This is a genomic window from Xylanibacter brevis ATCC 19188 (genome assembly GCF_000621725.1).
GTDB classification, from domain to species: domain Bacteria; phylum Bacteroidota; class Bacteroidia; order Bacteroidales; family Bacteroidaceae; genus Prevotella; species Prevotella brevis.
This window is the reverse complement of sequence record NZ_JHXM01000003.1, coordinates 229,753-248,917: the sequence shown is the minus strand read 5'-3', so window position 1 is coordinate 248,917 and position 19,165 is coordinate 229,753. Positions and strand designations below refer to the sequence as shown.

The window sequence follows — 19,165 nt, the reverse complement described above, 5'->3', positions numbered from 1 at the left end:
CAAAAAATAATTCGATACTCCAAATTTAATTTTCGTACCAAAAGTTTGGTATTTCTAAAAAAAAACTTTCAAATTGTAATTTATACACCAAAATAATTTGTATCTTTGCATCCGACATAAACGCAAGATAGGTATATGAATAAAGGTCTACGTAGCAAATCTCTTTTATTACTAGTGTTTTTAGAGGCCCTCTGCGGGTCATTGTATGCCCAGGATGATAAACCAGCTTCTATTCCTATGCAGTCTGTGCAACCATCAGTGCAGGCGATGGACGCTAAAGGTAATATCGTGCTGAAAGGTGTTATTATCGACGATCAGGGTGAACCACTGCAAGGCGCCAACGTGTACGTGCGTGAAATAAAAGGTGGTGCGGTGGCCGACGAGAAAGGTCGTTTCACGCTGACCGTGCCCAAGGGTACTGCCATCACGGTGGACTACTCATACGTGGGCATGGTGACGCAGACGAAGAAGTATGACGGTAAGCGCCCCTACAGCAACCTGCAGATTGTGCTGCACGAGGACAACCGCCTTAACGAGGTTGTGGTGACGGGTCTGTTCGACCATAAGTCATCTACGTTTACGGGTTCGGCCTCGTCTTTCACCCGCGATGAACTGAAGCAGGTAACCAGTGCCAACGTGCTGAAGGCCGTCCAGGCGCTCGATCCAGCCTTTGTGGTGGATATGAACAGCATCAACGGTTCGAACCCTAACTTCATGAGCGACATCACGCTGCGTGGTAATGCTTCGTTTGGCGGCCTGCAGGGCGACTATAGTGGTAACCCCAACGCACCGCTGTTTATCCTCGATGGTTTTGAAGCTTCGCAGCAGCAGATCTTCGACCTCGACATCAACCGCATCAAGTCGGTGACCATCCTGAAGGACGGTGCCGCCAAGGCTATCTATGGTTCGAAGGCCAGCAATGGCGTGGTGGTTGTGGAGACCGTACAGCCAGAGGCCGGCAAGCTGCGTATCACCTATACGGGCGACCTGAGCATTGAGGCGCCCGACCTCACATCCTATAACCTTTGTAACTCGGTCGAGAAGCTGGCGGTGGAGAAGAAAGCGGGTCGCTATACGGCCTCTTCGCCCTACTTCCAGTCGCAACTGGACGAACAGTACAACGAACTGGTGGCCAGCGTAGCCAAAGGCATTGACACCTACTGGCTGTCGCAGCCGCTGCGCACCGGTGTAGGCCAGAAGCATACAGCCTATCTGGAGGGTGGCACACAGGAGATGCGCTACTCGGCCAGTGTGATGTATAACAACATCGCCGGTGTGATGAAGAAATCGGGCAGAAGCACCGTGTCGGGCAATATCAACCTGTCGTACCGCCACAAGGAGTGGATGTTCCGCAACTCGCTGACGGTGACGGGCAACCGTGCCGACGATAGTCCTTACGGCAGTTTCTCTGACTATGTAGGTCTGAACCCTTACTTCCGTCCCTACGATGACAACGGCAACTTGCTGAAGGTGCTGGGCAGCTATACCTCGCCCGGTAGCAACGGTAGTACGCAGACATACTACAACCCGCTGTATAATGCTTCGATAGGTACTAAGAACTTCTCTAACTATACTGAGGTATCGGAGAACTTCTACTTGGAATATCGCCCTACCGACGACCTGCGCTTCACCGCTCGTCTGGGCTATACGCACCAGAACAACAAGCGTGAGGACTTCTATCCCGGCGATCACACCCGCTTCACCACATGGACGGGCGACCGCTACTTCCAGCGCGGTAGCTATGCCATCACCAACGGCGAGAGCAACAGTATCTCTGTCGATGTGACAGGACACTACACCCACCGCTGGGGCAAGCACATGCTGCTGAGCAACGCGGCCTACTCGCTGCAGTCGTCACAGTCGTCTTCGGAAGGTATGACGGCATGGGGCTTCCTGAACAACCATGTGGACCACATCACCTTTGCCAAGCAATATGCCGAGGGTGGCGTACCTTCGGGTGCGGAGACCACCACACGCTCGCTGGGACTGACGGGTGCCGCCAACTACTCGTATGACGAGCGCTACCTGCTGGATGCCAGTCTGCGTCTGAACGGTTCTTCGGTATTTGGCCGCAACAACCGTTGGGGTACGTTCTGGAGCCTGGGTGCGGGATGGAACCTGCACAAGGAGAAATTCATGGAAGATGTGAAGTGGTTGACCCTGTGCAAACTGCGCGTCACCTACGGCTTGACCGGTAACCAGAACTTCTCGCCCTATCAGTCGAAAGCTACGTATAAGTTCTATGATGCCATCGTCTATGACAACATCTCGGGTGCCTACCTGATGGCGATGCCCAACGAGAATCTGAAATGGCAGCAGACGGGTGACTTCACCGTGGGTCTAGACCTGGGCATTGCCAGCAAACTGAACCTGCGCTTCGACTACTACGACAGTAAGACGCGCGATGCACTCATCGCCATGTCTATACCTACCTCTACAGGTTTCAGCTCTTACATGGAGAACCTGGGTAACGTGGTGAACCGCGGTGTGGAGGCTACAGCCAACTGGCGCCTGTACCAGAAGGAACAGTCGTTCCTGAGCGTGACGGGAAGTGTGGCCCATAATATTAATAAGGTGACGAAGATCAGTGATGCGCTGCGCTCGTTCAATCGTGAACAGGATGCCGAGAAGACCAGTTCGCCCATCATTCGCTATGAGGAGGGACAGTCTATGACGGCTATCTGGGCCGTGCGCTCGCTGGGCATCGACCCCGCAACAGGTCGTGAGTTGTTCCAGAAGAAGGATGGCACCTCGACCTACGACTACACTACCGACGACTATATCGTGGCTGGCGACAGCAACCCCAAGGTGCACGGCACATTCGGTGTGAATGGTGAGTATCGTGGCATCGGTGGCAGCCTGCTGTTCACCTATCAGTTGGGTGGCGACTACTACAACCAGACACTGGTGGACCGCGTGGAGAACGTGAACGTGGCCAACAACGTGGACAAGCGTGTGTTCAGCGACACATGGACTGCACCTGGCGATGTGGCACTCTATAAGCGCATCTCGAGCACACCCACCACCACCTATGCTTCTACTCGTTTTGTGCAGCGCAACAATATGCTCGACCTGACGACCGTATCACTCTACTATGACTTTAAGTACTGGTCGTGGTTGCATCGCGCCAAACTGGAGCGCCTGCGTCTGACATGCTATGTGAACGATGTGTTCCACCTGTCTTCGGTGAAGGCTGAGCGTGGTCTGGCTTACCCCTATGCCCGCACATTCTCGTTCTCACTGACAGCAACATTTTAAAAAATAACAGGAAAAGAAGATGAAAAAGATACAGAAAGATTTGCTGAAGATTGTGATGGGCGCCGTGCTGATGCCCGTTGTCAGTGCCTGTAACGACTGGCTCGACGTACAGCCTCGTTCGCAGGTGGAGGATACCGAGCTGTTTGAGACCGAGAGTGGCTATAAGGAAGCCCTGGCAGGTGTGTACTCGTCGATGGTGTCGGCAAGTACCTATAGCAAGGAACTGACCTATGGCTTTATCGGTGTGCTGGGACAGGAGTGGGACTTCTATTATGCTTCGCAGTATGACGATGCAGCTGCCTACAACTATGATGCCTCGGTGCCTACGGGCTATCTGCGTGGTATCTGGGGCACAAACTATAGCGGTATTGCCAATGCCAACAACCTGTTGGCGCACATCGATGGCGACCGTCGCCTGTTCTCGCAAGATAACTATGGCGTGATCAAGGGTGAGGCGCTGGCACTGCGTGCCTTCCTGCACTTCGACCTGCTGCGCTGTTTCGGCGTGAGCTTCGAGGTGAACCCCGAGCAGTTGTCTATCCCTTACTGCAAGTCCTTGAGCTACCGCGTGTTCCCACAGTTGTCTGTACGCGAGGTGACCGACTCGATCCTCAGCGACCTGGCTGCAGCCGAACAGCTGTTGGAGACCAGCGACCCCATCGTGACTGGACGTGAGATCAGCGAGGTGACGGACAATGGCTATCTGCAAAACCGCCAGTTGCACCTCAACTATTATGCCGTGAAAGCCCTGCAGGCACGTGTCTATATGTGGCGCGGTGACTATGAGGAGGCTGGAAAGGCTGCCGATGTGGTGATCGAGTCGGAGAAGTTCCCATGGGCTAAGGTGGGCAGCATGCAGACGGGTACCGACCGTTGTCTGGCCGACGAGCTGCTGTTTGCACTCAACAACCTGACGATGACTGCCGATGTGGCCGACAACTACTTCTCGGACGATTCGCCCTATAGCTTTGCCGTGACACGCGAGCGACTGCTGGACTACTTTAACAACGCAACACAAGACTACCGATATACATTCCTGTTTAAAAATGGTACTGCTACGCATGCGGCCAATCGCTATCTGAGAAAGTATGATGAGCCCAGCAACAACAGCAACTACTATCGTTTTAAGATGCCACTGATGCGTGTGGGCGAGATGTACCTCATCAAGAGTGAGGTGGCCTATCGCCAGGGCGACACGGATCAGGCCCGCAAGGTGCTGAACACTCTGCGCAAGGCGCGCAACCTGACGTCACTGAACAAGTTGCCTGCCGACTACTACCAAGAGCTGGTGTATGCCTATCGTCGCGAACTGCTGGGCGAGGGACAGCTGTTCTTCCTCTACAAGCGACTGAACCGTCCCACCATTCTCTACTCACCAGTGGATGCGATTGCCGAGAAGGTCTATACCTTCCCATTGCCGCTGACCGAGACAGAGGTGGCAGAACGTGAACCTAACCGATAATGATGGATGTAAAGATGAGAAGGAAAATGAAAAAGATCATATTGTTGGCATGCTGGTGCTTGGCACTGGTGGCGTGTGAAAAAGAGGAGGTTTCTACTTTCAATACCCATTATACGGCACTGAACATCTGGGTGGGTTCTCAGGCTGGCGCCGTGTATGAGTCGGTGGACCACAACTTCTCGTATGTTTACGAAGAGGGCGACGTGACCTTTTATGCACAGTTGAGCGGCATGCCTGCCGACCACGACCGCACATTCCATCTGGAGGCTTTCGGTGGTGACTCGGCGCAGGTTATCAACGCTATACGACTGGAGGACTATGTGATTCCTGCTGGTGCAGTAAGCGGTGTTTATCAGGTACACTTCAACACGCAGAAGCTGTCGGATCCCAATCTCTTCACCACGGAGGATGGTATCATCTACTTCCGTGTGGTGCCTAATGATGAGTTTGCCTTGGGTACCGAGGGCCATCAGCAGTTTGCGGTGGTACTGAAGAACTACCTGGCTAAGCCATCCAACTGGGAGGTGGCCAACTACCCACAGATGCCCCTGGATTATTACTTCGGCGCTTATAGCCGCGTGAAGTATCAGTTCATGATTGAACACTTGGGCATGAAGGACTTCCAGGTGAACTACAATGCACAGACGTCGTACGACGAGGAGACCAACGTGGTTTCTAACTCGTATGCAATCTATCTGGTACAGGTGATGCAGCGTGCGCTGGCCGACTATAATGCTGAGCATAGTGAGCCCCTGGTTGATGAGTTTGGACTTCCAATAACCTTTTAATTGACTTTGAATGATGAAGAGATATTTTTCTATAGTTCTCGGCGGGCTGACAGCCATGCTGTCGCTCGTAGGTTGTTATGAGGATAAAGGTAACTATGATTATCGTGAACTGGACGTGGTGAGCATCGATACCGTGGAAACGGGCATCCAGTCGGCCTACTCGCTGATGCGCTTCGACCATCTGCGCCTGGCACCGAAGGTCTATTTCAATGGTGAACTAGTGGACGATAACCAGGAGGTGCCCTTGGACTACCAGTGGACCATCTTCAGCAGCGTGAGTGGCTCTGGCGCTAACAGCGTGATTGACACCATTGGTAATCAGCGCGTGCTGGATACAGTGATCAGTCGTACGGCTGGCAGCTATCTGGTGCAGCTCGTGGCTAAGAACCGTCATACGGGTGTATGCCAGTTCTTCCGCGTCCCTGTGTCGGTGAGCGAGGTGCTGGATGGCGGATGGATGGTGTTCTACGAGCGTGCCGATCAGCCGGGCACATCAGACCTTGCGCTGATACATAACCCCTGGACGAAGAATAATGTGACCTATGACAGAATCTATACGAACCTCTACGAGACAACCAACGGTGAACTGTTGGAGGGTAAACCCGTGCGCTGTCTTGACATCGCCGTGTCAATGGCTGCCGGCAATAACTACGTTGGCCTCTGTACCGACCGTACGTTGGTGGGCGTCAGCGAGAATGCCATAGAGAAAGCACTGCAGTTCAAGGACTTTTTCCACGAGGCACCAGCCACCGAGGCGCCCATTTGGTATGGCGAACATGGCTCTGGCGTGATGTCTGGTCAGAGTTCTGAGGTGCTGATCAATAATAATCAGGTCTATACGAATACCTACGTGTTTAGCGCTGCCGAGGGTCGTACCACCCGTTTCGGCGTGGCTAAGTTTGGCGAAGAGGTAGGTCAGTTGGCCGCATGGAACGCAGAGATTCCCAGCACGCTGAACTATGGCGTCATCGTTTACGACCAGACCTATCACCGCTTCCGCTATGCCCCCTTTAACGGTGCACGTCTGGAGAAGTTTGGCGAGCAGGATATGGAGCAGGCTGCTTTCGATGTGAACAACACCGGCATGGAACTGCTGTTGGCAGACTGGGGACGCGGTTCCAGTCAGGGTAACGGATTGCTGCCCTACGACTACCTGCTGATGGGTAAAGGTGATCAACGCTACCTAGCCGTGGCCAACTTCTCAACTTCGTCACCCGAAGATACAGAGATAGGCGTAGGCCTCTATCCGCTCAATAGTCTTTGCCCCAACATCACTGCAGCCACCACGTTTGCTGCCAGTCATGTGGGTAGCTTCGTGTACTACGGTGCCGGTCAGTCGGTCTATACGCTGGCCTACGACAGCGGTCTGCCTGCTACCGAGGCATGGACGGCGCCCTCTGCCGACGAGGAGGTGACTTGTGTGCGCATCATGAAGTACTATCATGGCACCATCTACGGACTGGGTCGTGTGCCCCAGTCAGACAATCTGGTGCATATCGCCACCTGGAACGACAAGACCAAGGAGGGCCATGTGTATCAGTACCTGATTAATCCTGCCAGTGGTATCTTGGAGACCGACAGTCACTATGAGTATGTGGTGCCTGGACGTGTGAAGGATATGGCATGGAAATTCACATTGCAATAATATCAAAAACTAATAAAAGGAATAAAATGATGAAAAAACTGACACTGCTGATGATGATGTTCCTGACAGCTGGTGCTGTCATGGCTCAGGGTATTGCTTTCGAGCCTGATGGAACAACACTGGAACAGGCCTCTGCTAAGGCTAAGGCCGAGAACAAACTGATCTTCCTGGATGCGTTTACAACCTGGTGCGGTCCTTGTAAGATGATGGCTCGCACGGTGTTCCCACAGGAACAGGTGGGCGCTGCCATGAACCCCAAATTCGTGAGCGTCAAGATAGATATGGAGAGCCCCTATGGTGCACCTCTGGCTAAGAAACTGCAGATTACGGCCTTCCCAACGTTTGTAATCTTCAATGCTGACGCGCAGGAAATAGGTCGCTTTATGGGCGGCAGCTCTGCCGAGGAGTTTCTGAAGCGCGTAGAGGAAAAGAGCAAGGACAATGCTTCTGCCGACCTGCAGGCTCGCTGGAAGGCTGGCGATCGCGATCCTCAGTTCTTGTTCCAGTACCTGAAGTCGCTGTCGGCTACCTACAAGATGCAGGAGGCTGGCGAGGTGGCTGAGGCTATCCTGGACGGTAAGGAGGAGACTTTTGCTGCTGATAGCACACTGCGTTCTATCTTTATCCGTAATATCCAGAATCCCTTCGCTAAATCTTTCGTTTATACAGCCAAGAACCCCGAGGTGCTGGCAGCATACATCGGACGTGGCAATGTGGATGCCAAGATCGCTTCGGTGTTTACCAACTACCAGCGTGACCTGCTGGTAGAGACAGCTGATTCTGTCTATCTGAACCAGGAGGTGTACGACCGTTTTGCTGCTCTCCTGAAAGAACTGAATGTGAAGGGTGGCAACCAGTATCTTTATGGTGCACAGATCCAGGCAGCTGAAAAGCAGAAGAACTGGCAGGCATACCTGAAGTATATCCAGGCATACCTGGCCGATCCCACACTGGATGCCGGCGATATGCAGTTGGCACGCTGGGCTCGTCCGTTCTCTTCTCCCGCAGCCGATGCTGAGTTGAAGGCCACCTTCAGATCTATCCTCGTGCAGCGCATCGAAGACATCAAGGCCGGTAAGCGTCAGGCTTCGCGCCAGGTGGGCAACATGCGTCTGTCTCGTCCCACCGACGAACTGCTGCAGATGATCGTCAATGCCTTCGATGGCAAGATGCCCAACCAGCAGAAATAAGCTCAATAACGAATCACGCGTGAAAACTAAATAGATTGTATTATTTTTAAAAAGAGAAAGTGTATGAAGAAGATTTTACTAGCACTTGTGGCACTTGTAGCCACCACAGCATCATTGAATGCACAGAAGAAAGTTATCACTGAGACAGCAGTGTCATCAGCTGATGCTTCAGTAGTGATTACTCATCGTTTCTACAATGAGCAGGGTAACGTGATTTACAAACTGATTGAAGGCGTTTCTGAGTCAACCTATTCTTACAACGATCTGAATCAGTTGACTACGGAGGAGTACAACGTGTTTAATAACTACAACGCTGGTCGCACCTACGTGTATAACTATACGGAAGGACAGCTTGTGTCACGTGAGGAGAAGGCTGGCGAGCGTGTGCTGAGCACTGTTAAATATGATGAATACGGAAATCCCAGTGGTACTCTTTCTGCCAATGGCCTGGAAATTCCTCAGCAGAATACCTATGATGATGACCACAACCTGTTGAAGAGTGAGATTAAACATCCCATTGCAGGTATCGTTATGAGCACCACAGCCTATACATATAGTGACGGTGTGCTGGTGAAGAAAGAGACCTCAAATTCAGCAGGTGTCGTCACAGAAACAGTCACCTACACCTACGAGAACGGCCAACTGGCAAAGACGACAGCAAGTGCTGGTGACGATGGCACCGTAGAGACTGTCTTCAATTATGGTGATATTGATGCCTACTACGCACCTCAGAACGTACAGGCTTTTGCCAACCAGGGCAACACCGTGACGCTTTCATGGAGCGGTAGTGCTGATGCAGTGGTGTTCAATGGCCAGTACATTGAGGTAGAGGGCACATCTTACACCACCGACGTGCTGCAGGATGGCACCTATACCTTCTATGTTTCTAACCAGGGTAATGCCGTTGTAGTTCCCGAGGTGACTGTCTTCGACAACTCAAAGGTTGGTGTTTTCGACGTAGCACAGAATGGCGATGTGAAGGTACAGACCGTGGTTAGCGTAGATGACCAGGAACAGGAGAAGCGTACCACCACCTATTATATCCCCGTTAAGTGGTCTATAGATGAGGATGCTAGGCCCATTGGTTATCGTATCTACTACAACGACAACTATTATGTTGACGTAGAAGATGGCACCATCACTGAATATATAATTCCTGCTACCAACGTGACCATCTGGAATGGTGGAGTGGTAACACTGCCCTTCAAGGTAACTGTACAGGCTGTTTACGCTACTGGTGTGGCTGAGCCCGACAATGTTCTTGAGTTGGATACCGATGCCATCCTCGCTATCGAACCAGAGGTGGTTAACGGTATCAGCTCTGTAAATGCTTCTCAGTTCAAGGCTTCTGGCGTTTACAACCTGAATGGTGTACGCGTAGCCAGCAGCGTTAAGGGCTTGCGCAATGGCCTCTACATCGTACGTCAGGGCAACAAGTCAACCAAGGTGATTGTGCGCTAACGCAATGAAGAGAATTGCTCTTATAGCACTTTTAGCTTCATGTCTCTTCACGGTGGCTCAGGGGCGTGGCCTCGTCTTGCAACTGACGGGCGGTGTCAAGGCTTTCTATCCCTTGGCAACCAGTGATGCCGCTGTCACCCTGAAGATGACGAATGAAGGCTTTCAGGTGGAAGCCGCGCAATATGCTTTCACTCAGATTGAAAAGTTTTATATCTCAGAGACCGATGAAGAGGTCTCTGAGATTAAATCTTTTTCTGCCCAGCAGGCTGATATCGTTCAGCAGGGTGGGGTGCTTTATGTGATAGGCAATACAGGTCCTCTGCGTGTCTTCGCTCTCGACGGCAAGGAAATGACCCACCGTGGTCGCCATCTTGTTCAGACCCTGGGCGGCAGCACCGCTGTTAACATCCAGTGGTTGCCTGCAGGCACCTATATTCTTCAGGCAGGACAACAGAAAGTCAAGTTTACGAAACGATAATGAATCCACTGCTCATGAAAAATATAGAATTACGATGCTTGGCTTTCCTCTGCCTTCTTTCCACGCTGACCATCCAGGCTCAGCACACCATCTATGGCGTTAAGCGAAGTGGCGCTTTCGTACAGAACAAGCAGAAGTTTGTTTTGAACGAGGGCGATGCCCTGGAGTTCCAGAACATGCGCTATTATACGGTGGACAAGGAAGGCGCTCGCCAAGGTTATCTCTATACCACAGCCGACACCTTCTACGTGGAAGACCCCGGCATTGGCGTCTATCGTCCCAACTACCTCCGCAACAACAATTTCGATGATGAGAAGAGTCAGTACTGCTGGAGCCGCTCTAAGCAGTCAGATCACTTTGTAGTATTCTGGGAACCCGAGTTCGGTAGTGATCCTACCCAGGCGCCCGAACCCTATACCTTCAGTCCAGACGACTTGTTGGAGCGTGCCGAAAAGGCCTTTGCGGTATATACCACGCAGCTCGGTTTCTCAAAGCTTGGCAACTCAAAGACCTTAGACAGTAATAAGATCATCATGCTGGTGCACTATACCGACGTGTGGCGTGCCACCGGATCGGGCGTTGACAACCGCGTAGGTACACTCGATGTCAACCCCGCAGCCGCCAACACAGCTATCACCACGGCCCATGAGATTGGACACACCTTCCAGTATATCGTGGGTTGCGACGAAGGCACACAGCACGGCTGGCGCTATGGTTTCGGTCCCAATGCCTCTGGCGGTTGTGGCTGGTGGGAGAGTTGTGCCCAGTGGCAGGCCTTCAAGGTCTATCCCGAGCAGCAGTTCACCTCTACCTGGGCCAATCCCTGGAAGTATGCTCACCTCAACCTTCTGCACGAGGAGTGGCGCTATTTTAACTTCTTCGTACAGGATTATTGGTGCGAACTGCATGGTGTCGACTTCATTGGTCGTTTGTGGAAGGAATCTACCTATCCTGAAGACCCTGTCGAAACCTATCAGCGCATGAACAACGCCTCACAGGCCGACTTCTGTCGCGATATGTATAACTATGCCACCCGCGCCATTACGTGGGATATAGAGGCCCTCCGCACCGCTGGTCGCCGCTATACCGACCGCTTCGAGACCTCGCTTCACAACGCAGGCGACGGTTGGTGGCAGGTCGATTCAGCCCAGTGTCCGCAGAACTATGGCTTCAACGTCATCCGTTTGCGTGTCCCCGCGGCCGGTACTGTGGTCAAGGCTTCGTTCAAAGGCATTGCCGGTGCCAAGGGCTATCGTGCCTATCAGGTCGATAAAGCCGGCTGGCGCTATGGCTTTGTGGCGCTGCAGAGCGATGGAACCCGCGTCTATGGTGATATGTATGCCGACGCAGAGGGAACGGCCGAGATGACCATTCCTGCCGAGACCACCAATCTGTGGTTTGTGGTCAGTGGCGCTCCAACCGAGCATTTCCGCCATGCCTGGGAGATGGGTACCGACGAATTCGGTAATGATGTGCATACCCCTGCCACGCTCTCCAACGACGAGCAGTGGCCCTATCAGGTGCGCTTCACCGGCACCAACCTGCCTGGACAGTATTACTATCCCGCAGACTATCCCCGCACCGATATCATCATTGATGAGGCTGTGACGCTGAAAAAGACCGGTGCTACGGGCACGAACGTGTCTTCGGTGGTCAATCTGCCCATGGAGCAGATCTACGACGCCTTAGGCCTCTCTACAGAGCTCGTAGGCCAGCTTACGCCTGGCGCCAACGAACCTGCCAACCTGCGTCTTCGTGCCTTGAATGCCGATGGTAATGAGAGCGACAGCCGCTTGTTGTCTTCGCAGTATTACTGGGGCTTCAATGCCAGTGGCGATGTGGTGGAAGGCACCGTTGCCAGCACCAACTACCTGTTGACGCTCAACTATGCCAAGGGAAAAGTCACCGTCAATGGCTATCGCTCCCGTATCAGCGTGGGCACCACCTATCAGGCAGCCCTTGAGTTCATCTTCATCAATACCGATGGCAAGGCCTATACAGCCACGATCCATTTCAGGGTCAAGGTAGAATAACAACGAAAAATGGAAGTTAAATGGGCTTCATGACCCTATTTAACTTCCATTTTTTATTTCCTTGAATATATCTTCCGATTACTCCAGATAAGTATATCCGTAGAGTCCTGAGCGATAGGTGCTGAGGAATTCCTTGCCTTCTTCCAGCGAGATCTTGCCTTCCTTCACACTCTTTGTTACCCAGATTTCCAGTTGGCGCACCAGCTTCTTCGGGTTGTACTGCACGTATTCCAGCACCTCCTCTACCGTCTCACCGTCGATGATCTGGTCGATGTGATAGCGACCGTCCTTCACTGATACGTGCACGGCATTCGTGTCGCCGAACAGGTTGTGCATGTCGCCCAGAATCTCCTGATAGGCGCCTACCAGGAACACACCCAGGTAGTAGGTCTCGTTCTTCTTCAGGGCGTGTACAGGCAGCGAGTGCGAGTTATGGCGGTTGGTCACGAAGTTAGCCACCTTACCGTCGCTGTCGCAGGTGATGTCCTGAATCGTTGCGTTGCGTGTAGGACGCTCGTCCAGTCGCTGAATAGGCATGATGGGGAACAACTGGTCGATGGCCCATGAGTCGCTGAGGCTCTGGAACAGCGAGAAGTTGCAGAAATACTTGTCGGCCAACAGCTTGTCGATGTTCATCAGCTCTTCTGGCACGTGCTTCATGTTCTTGGCCAGGGCGTTGATCTCATGGCAGACGCTCCAGTACATAGCCTCAATCTCGGCACGCGTCTTCAGATCCACGATACCGTGCGAGAACAGGTTCAGCACCTCCTCGCGAATCTGCTCAGCGTCGTGCCAGTCCTCCAGCACGTTGCGTGGCGACAGGTTGTCCCATATCTCATACAAGTCCTTCACCAGCTGGTGAGAGTTCTCGTCGGGTTCAAACTCCTCGTCCATCTCGGGCAGCGAGGCCGTCTCCAGCACATCGATCACCAATACCGAGTGATGCGCAGCCAGCGAGCGTCCGCTCTCCGTGATGATGTTGGGGTGGGGCAGCTCGTTCTTGTTGGCAGCCTCTACGAAGGTGTAGATACAGTCGTTCACATACTCCTGGATAGAGTAGTTCACCGAGCTCTCGCTCGATGGCGAGCGCGTGCCGTCGTAGTCCACGCCCAGTCCGCCACCACAGTCCACGAAGTCCACGTTGTAGCCCATCTTGTGCAGTTGGATGTAGAATTGTGAAGCCTCGCGCAGAGCCGTCTGTATGCGTCGTATCTTAGTGATCTGCGAGCCAATGTGGAAGTGTATCAGTCTCAAGCAGTCGCGCATGCCTTTCTTGTCGAGCATGTCGAGTGCCTCCAGTAGTTCTGCGCTGGTCAGTCCGAACTTCGAGGCATCGCCACCGCTCTCTTCCCATTTGCCGCTGCCGCTCGAAGCCAGTTTGATGCGAATACCGATGTTTGGTCTCACATCCAGTTTCTTGGCGATGCGCGCAATGATGTCCAGCTCGTTCAGTTTCTCCACCACGATAAAGATGCGCTTACCCATCTTCTGTGCCAGCAGCGCCAGTTCGATATAGCTCTGGTCCTTATAGCCGTTGCACACGATGATAGAGTCGCTCTGGCACTGCATGGCGATCACGGCGTGCAGCTCGGGCTTCGAGCCAGCCTCCAGTCCCAGGTTGAACTTGCGGCCGTGCGAGATGATTTCCTCTACCACAGGCTGCATCTGGTTCACCTTGATGGGGTAAACCACGTAGTTCTCGGCCTTGTAGTCATACTCTTTCGCAGCCTTCTTGAAACAACTCCATGTCTTCTCGATGCGGTTGTCCAGGATGTCTGGAAAGCGCAGCAGTACAGGTGGTGTGACATCGCGCAGCGACAGTTCGTCCATCACCTCGCGGATATCAATCTTCACATCATCCTTACAGGGTGTCACAAAGACATTACCCTTGTCGTTGATACCAAAATAACTTGTGCCCCAGCCATTGATGTTATACAGCTCGCGGGCGTCGTCCAAGGTCCATTTCTTCATTGTTCAAGCAAGTCTTTCAGTTTATCTATGGTGATTTTTATCTTTTCGTAATTGTCCATCAGGCTCACGTCGAGCGTGTGCTTCGCCTTGGTGTAGAATGGCTCACGCTTCTCCAGCTGTTCGCGGATGAAGGTGATCAGTTCCTCGGGCGTCTTGTCCTTCAGCAGAGGGCGTTCCACCTTAGCCATCAGCAGGTGCTTGTACAGCACCTCGGGCGATGTTTTCAGATAGATTACCTCACCCTGTTGGTTCATATAGTCTATGTTATCATAGAAGCAGGGCGTTCCGCCACCGCAACTGATGATCACGTTTTCAAACTCAGCCACCTCGTGCAGCAGGCAGTGCTCAATCTTGCGGAAGCCCTCTTCGCCCACCTCCTGAAACAGTTGTGACACCGTTTTTCTGTGGCGGCTCTCTATGTACCAGTCCAGGTCATAGAAGGGCATGTCCAGTTCCTTCGAGAGCGCCTTGCCAATGGTGGTCTTACCGGCTCCCATGTAGCCTATCAGGATGATACGTCTCATGCCTTATTGATGATGGCCATACATTCGTCGTAGTTCAGCTCCTTGGCACGCTCGTGCATGTTCTTTGGCAGACGGTAGTTCTTTCCGTCGTAGGCCAGGTAAGGACCATAGCGTCCGTTCAGTACCTCCAGTTTAGGATCCTCGCTGAAGGTCTTCAGGTGCTTCTGTGTCTCCTGCTTGCGCTTCTCCTCAATCAGCTTCACGGCGTCGCCGATGCCGATGGTCAGCGGGTCCATGGTCTTTGGCAGTGTGGTGTACATCTTCTTGTGCAGGATGTAGTTGCCATAGCGTCCGGTGCCGATGGTCACGGGCTCGTCCTCGTAGGTGCCCAGCATGCGGGGCAGGCGGAACAGCTCCAGGGCGTCCTTCAGCGTCACCGACTCCATGCTGAACTCCTTGGGCAGGTGTGCAAACTGAGGCTTTTCCTTGTCGTCGGCGCTACCGATCTGGATCACCGGTCCGAAGCGACCGATCTTCACAAACACAGGCTTGCCCGACTTGGGGTCCTTGCCCAGCTCGCGTTCGCCGGCCTTATGCTCAGAGCGTGCGTTCAGGGTTTCCTCTACTGTAGGCTCAAAACTCTTGTAGAACGTCTTGATCATCTTGTTCCACTCCTGTCGGCCTTCGGCGATCTTATCGAAGTCCTGTTCCACCTTAGCGGTGAAGTTATAGTCCATGATAGCGGGGAAGTGCTCCATCAGGAAGTCGTTGACCACAATACCGATGTCGGTAGGCAGCAGCTTTCCTTTGTCCGAACCGATGGTCTCCGTGCGGTTCTTCTGGCTCATCACTTTACCCTTCAGGGTGATGACGGCAAACTGGTGCTCCTCGCCCTTCTTGTCACCCTTCGTCACGTATTCACGCTGCTGGATGGTCGAGATGGTTGGTGCGTAGGTAGAAGGACGTCCGATGCCCAGTTCCTCCAGTTTGTGTACCAGTGATGCTTCCGTATAGCGCTGTGGTCCCAGCGTGTTGCGCTCCACGGCCTGCACCTCGCGTCGAGCCAGCTCGTCGCCTTTCTTCAGTGGGGGCAGCACATGTGCAAACTCATCCTTGTTCTCGTCCTCGTCGTCTATTGACTCGCGATACACCTTCAGGAAACCGTCGAACTTCACCACCTCGCCCTGTGCGATGAAGGTCAGCGTCTCGTTGACCGTTTCACCATTGTTGATGGCAATCTCTACGGTGGTTTTCTCTATCTGTGCGTCGGCCATCTGACAGGCAGCAGTGCGCTTCCATATCAGGTCATACAGACGCTTCTCCTGCGACGTACCCTCGATGGTGGTGTTCTCCATATAGGTAGGACGGATAGCCTCGTGCGCCTCCTGTGCACCCTTCGAGCTGGTGTGATACTGGCGCACCTTGCTGTAGTCCTCGCCATACAGGCGGATGATCTCCTCTTTCGAGGCGTTGATACAGAGTGCCGACAGGTTCACCGAGTCCGTACGCATGTATGTGATGCGTCCGCTTTCATATAGGTGCTGTGCCACCATCATGGTCTGGCTCACGGTGAAGCCCAGCTTGCGGGCAGCCTCCTGTTGCAGTGTAGAGGTGGTGAATGGGGGTGCCGGTGTGCGCTTCATGGGCTTCTTCTGCACCGAGGTCACGGTGAAGGTGGCGTTCTTACACATCTCCATAAATTGCTCCACCTCCTGTTCGGTTTTGAAGCGCTGTCCCAGTGTGGCTCTCACTTCCGATTGTGAGCCGTCTTTGTTGGTGATGCCAAAGGTGGCGTTCACGCTGTAGTATGTCTCCGTCTTGAAAGCCTGAATCTCGCGCTCGCGCTCCACAATCAGACGCACGGCCACGCTCTGCACGCGACCGGCCGACAGTGCTGGCTTCACCTTGCGCCACAGCACGGGCGACAGCTTGAAGCCCACCAGACGGTCCAGCACACGGCGTGCCTGCTGAGCGTTCACCAGGTTCATATCCAGTGTGCGTGGGTTCTCGATGGCCTCCACGATGGCTGGCTTGGTAATCTCGTGGAACACGATACGCTTGGTTTTCTCTTCGTCCAGTCCCAGCACCTCACACAGGTGCCATGAGATGGCTTCTCCCTCGCGGTCCTCATCGGATGCCAGCCACACCTGACTTGCTTTCTTCGCCTGCGAACGCAGCTCGTTCACCAGCTTCTGTTTCTCTTCGGGAATCTCGTATTCGGGTTCCATGGTCTTGTCGTTGATGCTCAGCTCGCGCTTTTTCAGGTCGCGGATATGTCCATAGCTCGACATGACCTTGTAGTCATCGCCCAGGAATTTCTCAATGGTTTTGGCCTTGGCGGGTGACTCTACTATCACTAAGTTCTTTTGCATAAATCCAATTTTGTTTACTTTTGGGGTGCAAAAGTAAGCAAAAAAGTTTCTACCACCTTATATATATAGGAGTTTTTTTGTTTTCTTAACGATTGGCGTTCAGAAAACGTTTCACGGCTTGGCGGATACTATGCAGGCCAAACTGCGTCTCATCGACCTCGCTGAGGGGCATCCACATAGCCTCTGCGGCGTCGTCGGCTGCCGTTGCGATGCAATTGTCATCCACGTCCAGTCGGAAGAACAGGTCCAGCGTATGGATGGTCATGCCCGAATACTCGTAGAGGTTAGGAATGCTAAACAGGTACTTGGGGCTGTTCAGCTTCAGTCCGGTCTCCTCTTCAATCTCGCGTAGCATGCCCTCCTCCGCGTCCTCGTCCATATCCACGAAGCCCCCGGGCAGGTCCAGCGTCCCTTTGGCTGGCTCCTTGCCTCGTCTCACCACCAGCAGTTCACCTCTGCTGTTCAGGATAAAGGCCGCCGTCGCTGCCGACGGGTTCGCGTAGTACACGAATCCGCAGCTCAGGCATTTCTTACTCTTGAAGTTATTCTTTTCGAAATGACTGCTGCCGCACACGGGGCAATGCGTGAATTTGTCGAGGGGATGCATGTTTTGGGTAGATGAGAGATGAAAAATGAAAGATATGATTAGACTTTTTTAGATGAGAGAAATGATAAAATATTTAGATGAGAGATGAGAGATGAAAGATATGATTACTTTCTGCACTGAGTCAAGCGGATGAATCTAATCATATCTTTCATTTTTCATCTCTCATCTTAAAAAAACTGGCTTACAGCAAGTTTTTAACCTCTGCATCAATGTCCTTTATCTGAACCGAGCGTTTCTGCAGCTGGTTCTGGCGATCGATGAGGAAGTACTCGGGGAGTTGCTGCACGTTGTAGCGAACGATGGAGGTGCCTTCGCCGTCATAGACGCAGACCCAGGGCAGGGCCTCTACGGCCTGACGCCAGAAGTGCTTGTCGCCATCGAAAGAAACCTGATAGATCTCCAGGCCTTGCGCGTGATACTTGTTATAGAGGTCGCGCAAAGCCAGGATGCGGGGCGCAGAGTCCTTGGCACCAAACGAGTGGAAGTCCAGCAGCACCACCTTGCCCTTCAGCTCAGTCAGTGTGCGGAGGTTGCCGTTTTTGTCGGGTAATCTCAAATCGATGACGCCCGATTCCACCACCATGTCGCTGTTCAGCGCGCGCTGCTGGCGGGCAGCAGCCTGGCGGTTGTCGTTCATGCCCTTCAGCGTCATGCTGCGCAGGTTCTTCGCGCGGTCGCTCTCAGGATAGAAAGTCTCCCAGCTGGTGGCCACGGCGCCAAACACCTTCAGGTCTTGAGGATTGTTCTTGTCAAAGATATTCCAAGGACCTACTGTCTGGAACAGGGCAAAGTAGGCAAATGCCTCGTTGGGAGCCTGATAGATATAGTTCAGTTTCACGTCCTCCTTATAGGCATTGATCATGTGCTCCAGCGAGTCCAGGGCGCGCTCACGTCCCAATGATGTGTTGCGGTCCAGTGCAGCCACGCGCTCCTGCAGAGCCTGCTGCTTCAGTGCCAGCTCCTTGATCTTCTGACAGTTCATCGAGCCCTCCACCTCGTAGTTGGCAGCCATGCCCGGGTACGACGCCTTCACGCTGACCGTCTCTGTAGAGTCTATGCTCAGGTTCACGATCTGGTTGCTGATGCGCAGCACGTAGAAGTCGGGAGCCTGTGGTGCAGCCTGTTCGAAGCAGAAGTCGCCGCTCTCGTCCAGTTTCACCGAGTCCACCACCTCGGCTTTTGTCACGCCCATGTGGTGCAGGTAGAGCACAGAGTCCTGTGCGCCGTCAATATGTCCCTCGATGGTGAATGTGTTCTTGTTGTTACAGGCAGCCATTGTGGCTGCGGCCAGTAGAAGATACGCTATCTTTTTCATTGTTGTCATTTTATGATTTGCGTGCAAAGTTACTATTTTTCTGCCTCTTTAATCATTAAAAAATAGTAAAACTTTGATAATTATTCTTTTATTCAACTGAAAAAGTGTAAATTTGCACGTA

At 52.9% G+C, this 19,165-nt stretch carries 13 protein-coding genes; 8 read left to right on the top strand and 5 right to left on the bottom strand.

Features of this window, described 5'->3' with window-relative positions; genetic code table 11:
• The first annotated feature begins 135 nt into the window (after window positions 1–135).
• From T433_RS14440 to T433_RS15770, 8 genes are all read left to right on the top strand, one after another.
• Entirely contained in the window at window positions 136–3,258 is a 3,123-nt protein-coding gene (locus tag T433_RS14440; RefSeq protein ID WP_081778331.1) for a SusC/RagA family TonB-linked outer membrane protein, read from the top strand.
• 19 nt (window positions 3,259–3,277) lie between these two features.
• Window positions 3,278–4,720, top strand: coding sequence for a RagB/SusD family nutrient uptake outer membrane protein (locus tag T433_RS0102845; RefSeq protein ID WP_027449298.1), 1,443 nt, complete (start codon window positions 3,278–3,280; stop codon window positions 4,718–4,720).
• A 26-nt stretch (window positions 4,721–4,746) separates the two neighbouring features.
• Window positions 4,747–5,508, top strand: coding sequence for a DUF4843 domain-containing protein (locus tag T433_RS0102840; RefSeq protein WP_027449297.1), 762 nt, complete (start codon window positions 4,747–4,749; stop codon window positions 5,506–5,508).
• 10 nt (window positions 5,509–5,518) lie between these two features.
• A complete protein-coding gene (locus T433_RS0102835) occupies window positions 5,519–7,153 on the top strand; it encodes a PKD-like family lipoprotein (protein ID WP_081778329.1) in 1,635 nt (544 codons plus the stop codon).
• 26 nt (window positions 7,154–7,179) lie between these two features.
• Window positions 7,180–8,343: a thioredoxin family protein gene (locus T433_RS0102830; protein ID WP_027454775.1), complete on the top strand. Its 1,164-nt coding sequence runs from the start codon at window positions 7,180–7,182 to the stop codon at window positions 8,341–8,343.
• Between the two features lie 63 nt (window positions 8,344–8,406).
• Window positions 8,407–9,804, top strand: a complete 1,398-nt coding sequence (locus T433_RS0102825; RefSeq protein ID WP_027454774.1) for a hypothetical protein — start codon at window positions 8,407–8,409, stop codon at window positions 9,802–9,804.
• Between the two features lie 4 nt (window positions 9,805–9,808).
• Window positions 9,809–10,282, top strand: coding sequence for a hypothetical protein (locus T433_RS0102820; protein WP_155808309.1), 474 nt, complete (start codon window positions 9,809–9,811; stop codon window positions 10,280–10,282).
• Window positions 10,283–10,296: 14 nt separating this feature from the next.
• Window positions 10,297–12,315 (top strand): DUF6055 domain-containing protein, encoded by a 2,019-nt coding sequence (locus tag T433_RS15770; RefSeq protein WP_155808307.1) that lies wholly within the window; start codon window positions 10,297–10,299, stop codon window positions 12,313–12,315.
• 78 nt (window positions 12,316–12,393) lie between these two features.
• Here the strand turns inward: T433_RS15770 and speA are convergent, their stop codons facing one another.
• From speA to T433_RS0102790, 5 genes are all read right to left on the bottom strand, one after another.
• Window positions 12,394–14,286: a biosynthetic arginine decarboxylase gene (speA, locus tag T433_RS0102810; RefSeq protein ID WP_027454772.1), complete on the bottom strand. Its 1,893-nt coding sequence runs from the start codon at window positions 14,284–14,286 to the stop codon at window positions 12,394–12,396.
• A complete protein-coding gene (locus tag T433_RS0102805; protein ID WP_027454771.1) occupies window positions 14,283–14,810 on the bottom strand; it encodes a shikimate kinase in 528 nt (175 codons plus the stop codon). The genes speA and T433_RS0102805 overlap by 4 nt, the downstream gene beginning before the upstream one ends.
• Window positions 14,807–17,122, bottom strand: coding sequence for a type I DNA topoisomerase (gene topA / locus T433_RS0102800; protein WP_027454770.1), 2,316 nt, complete (start codon window positions 17,120–17,122; stop codon window positions 14,807–14,809). The genes T433_RS0102805 and topA overlap by 4 nt, the downstream gene beginning before the upstream one ends.
• An 85-nt stretch (window positions 17,123–17,207) precedes the next feature.
• Window positions 17,208–17,729, bottom strand: coding sequence for an NUDIX hydrolase (locus tag T433_RS0102795; protein WP_027454769.1), 522 nt, complete (start codon window positions 17,727–17,729; stop codon window positions 17,208–17,210).
• 181 nt (window positions 17,730–17,910) lie between these two features.
• A complete protein-coding gene (locus T433_RS0102790; protein ID WP_248616464.1) occupies window positions 17,911–19,044 on the bottom strand; it encodes a TlpA disulfide reductase family protein in 1,134 nt (377 codons plus the stop codon).
• Window positions 19,045–19,165 lie beyond the last annotated feature (121 nt).

What these genes read in the sequence shown, in the direction of transcription:
- T433_RS0102825 (WP_027454774.1), top strand. Translation starts at nt 8,407, where the DNA reads ATGAAGAAGATTTTACTAGCACTTGTGGCACTTGTAGCCACCACAGCA.
- T433_RS0102830 (WP_027454775.1), top strand. Translation starts at nt 7,180, where the DNA reads ATGATGAAAAAACTGACACTGCTGATGATGATGTTCCTGACAGCTGGT.
- topA (WP_027454770.1), bottom strand. Translation starts at nt 17,122, where the DNA reads ATGCAAAAGAACTTAGTGATAGTAGAGTCACCCGCCAAGGCCAAAACC.
- T433_RS0102795 (WP_027454769.1), bottom strand. Translation starts at nt 17,729, where the DNA reads ATGCATCCCCTCGACAAATTCACGCATTGCCCCGTGTGCGGCAGCAGT.
- T433_RS14440 (WP_081778331.1), top strand. Translation starts at nt 136, where the DNA reads ATGAATAAAGGTCTACGTAGCAAATCTCTTTTATTACTAGTGTTTTTA.
- T433_RS0102805 (WP_027454771.1), bottom strand. Translation starts at nt 14,810, where the DNA reads ATGAGACGTATCATCCTGATAGGCTACATGGGAGCCGGTAAGACCACC.
- T433_RS0102820 (WP_155808309.1), top strand. Translation starts at nt 9,809, where the DNA reads ATGAAGAGAATTGCTCTTATAGCACTTTTAGCTTCATGTCTCTTCACG.
- T433_RS0102840 (WP_027449297.1), top strand. Translation starts at nt 4,747, where the DNA reads ATGAAAAAGATCATATTGTTGGCATGCTGGTGCTTGGCACTGGTGGCG.
- T433_RS0102835 (WP_081778329.1), top strand. Translation starts at nt 5,519, where the DNA reads ATGATGAAGAGATATTTTTCTATAGTTCTCGGCGGGCTGACAGCCATG.
- speA (WP_027454772.1), bottom strand. Translation starts at nt 14,286, where the DNA reads ATGAAGAAATGGACCTTGGACGACGCCCGCGAGCTGTATAACATCAAT.
- T433_RS15770 (WP_155808307.1), top strand. Translation starts at nt 10,297, where the DNA reads ATGAAAAATATAGAATTACGATGCTTGGCTTTCCTCTGCCTTCTTTCC.
- T433_RS0102845 (WP_027449298.1), top strand. Translation starts at nt 3,278, where the DNA reads ATGAAAAAGATACAGAAAGATTTGCTGAAGATTGTGATGGGCGCCGTG.
- T433_RS0102790 (WP_248616464.1), bottom strand. Translation starts at nt 19,044, where the DNA reads ATGAAAAAGATAGCGTATCTTCTACTGGCCGCAGCCACAATGGCTGCC.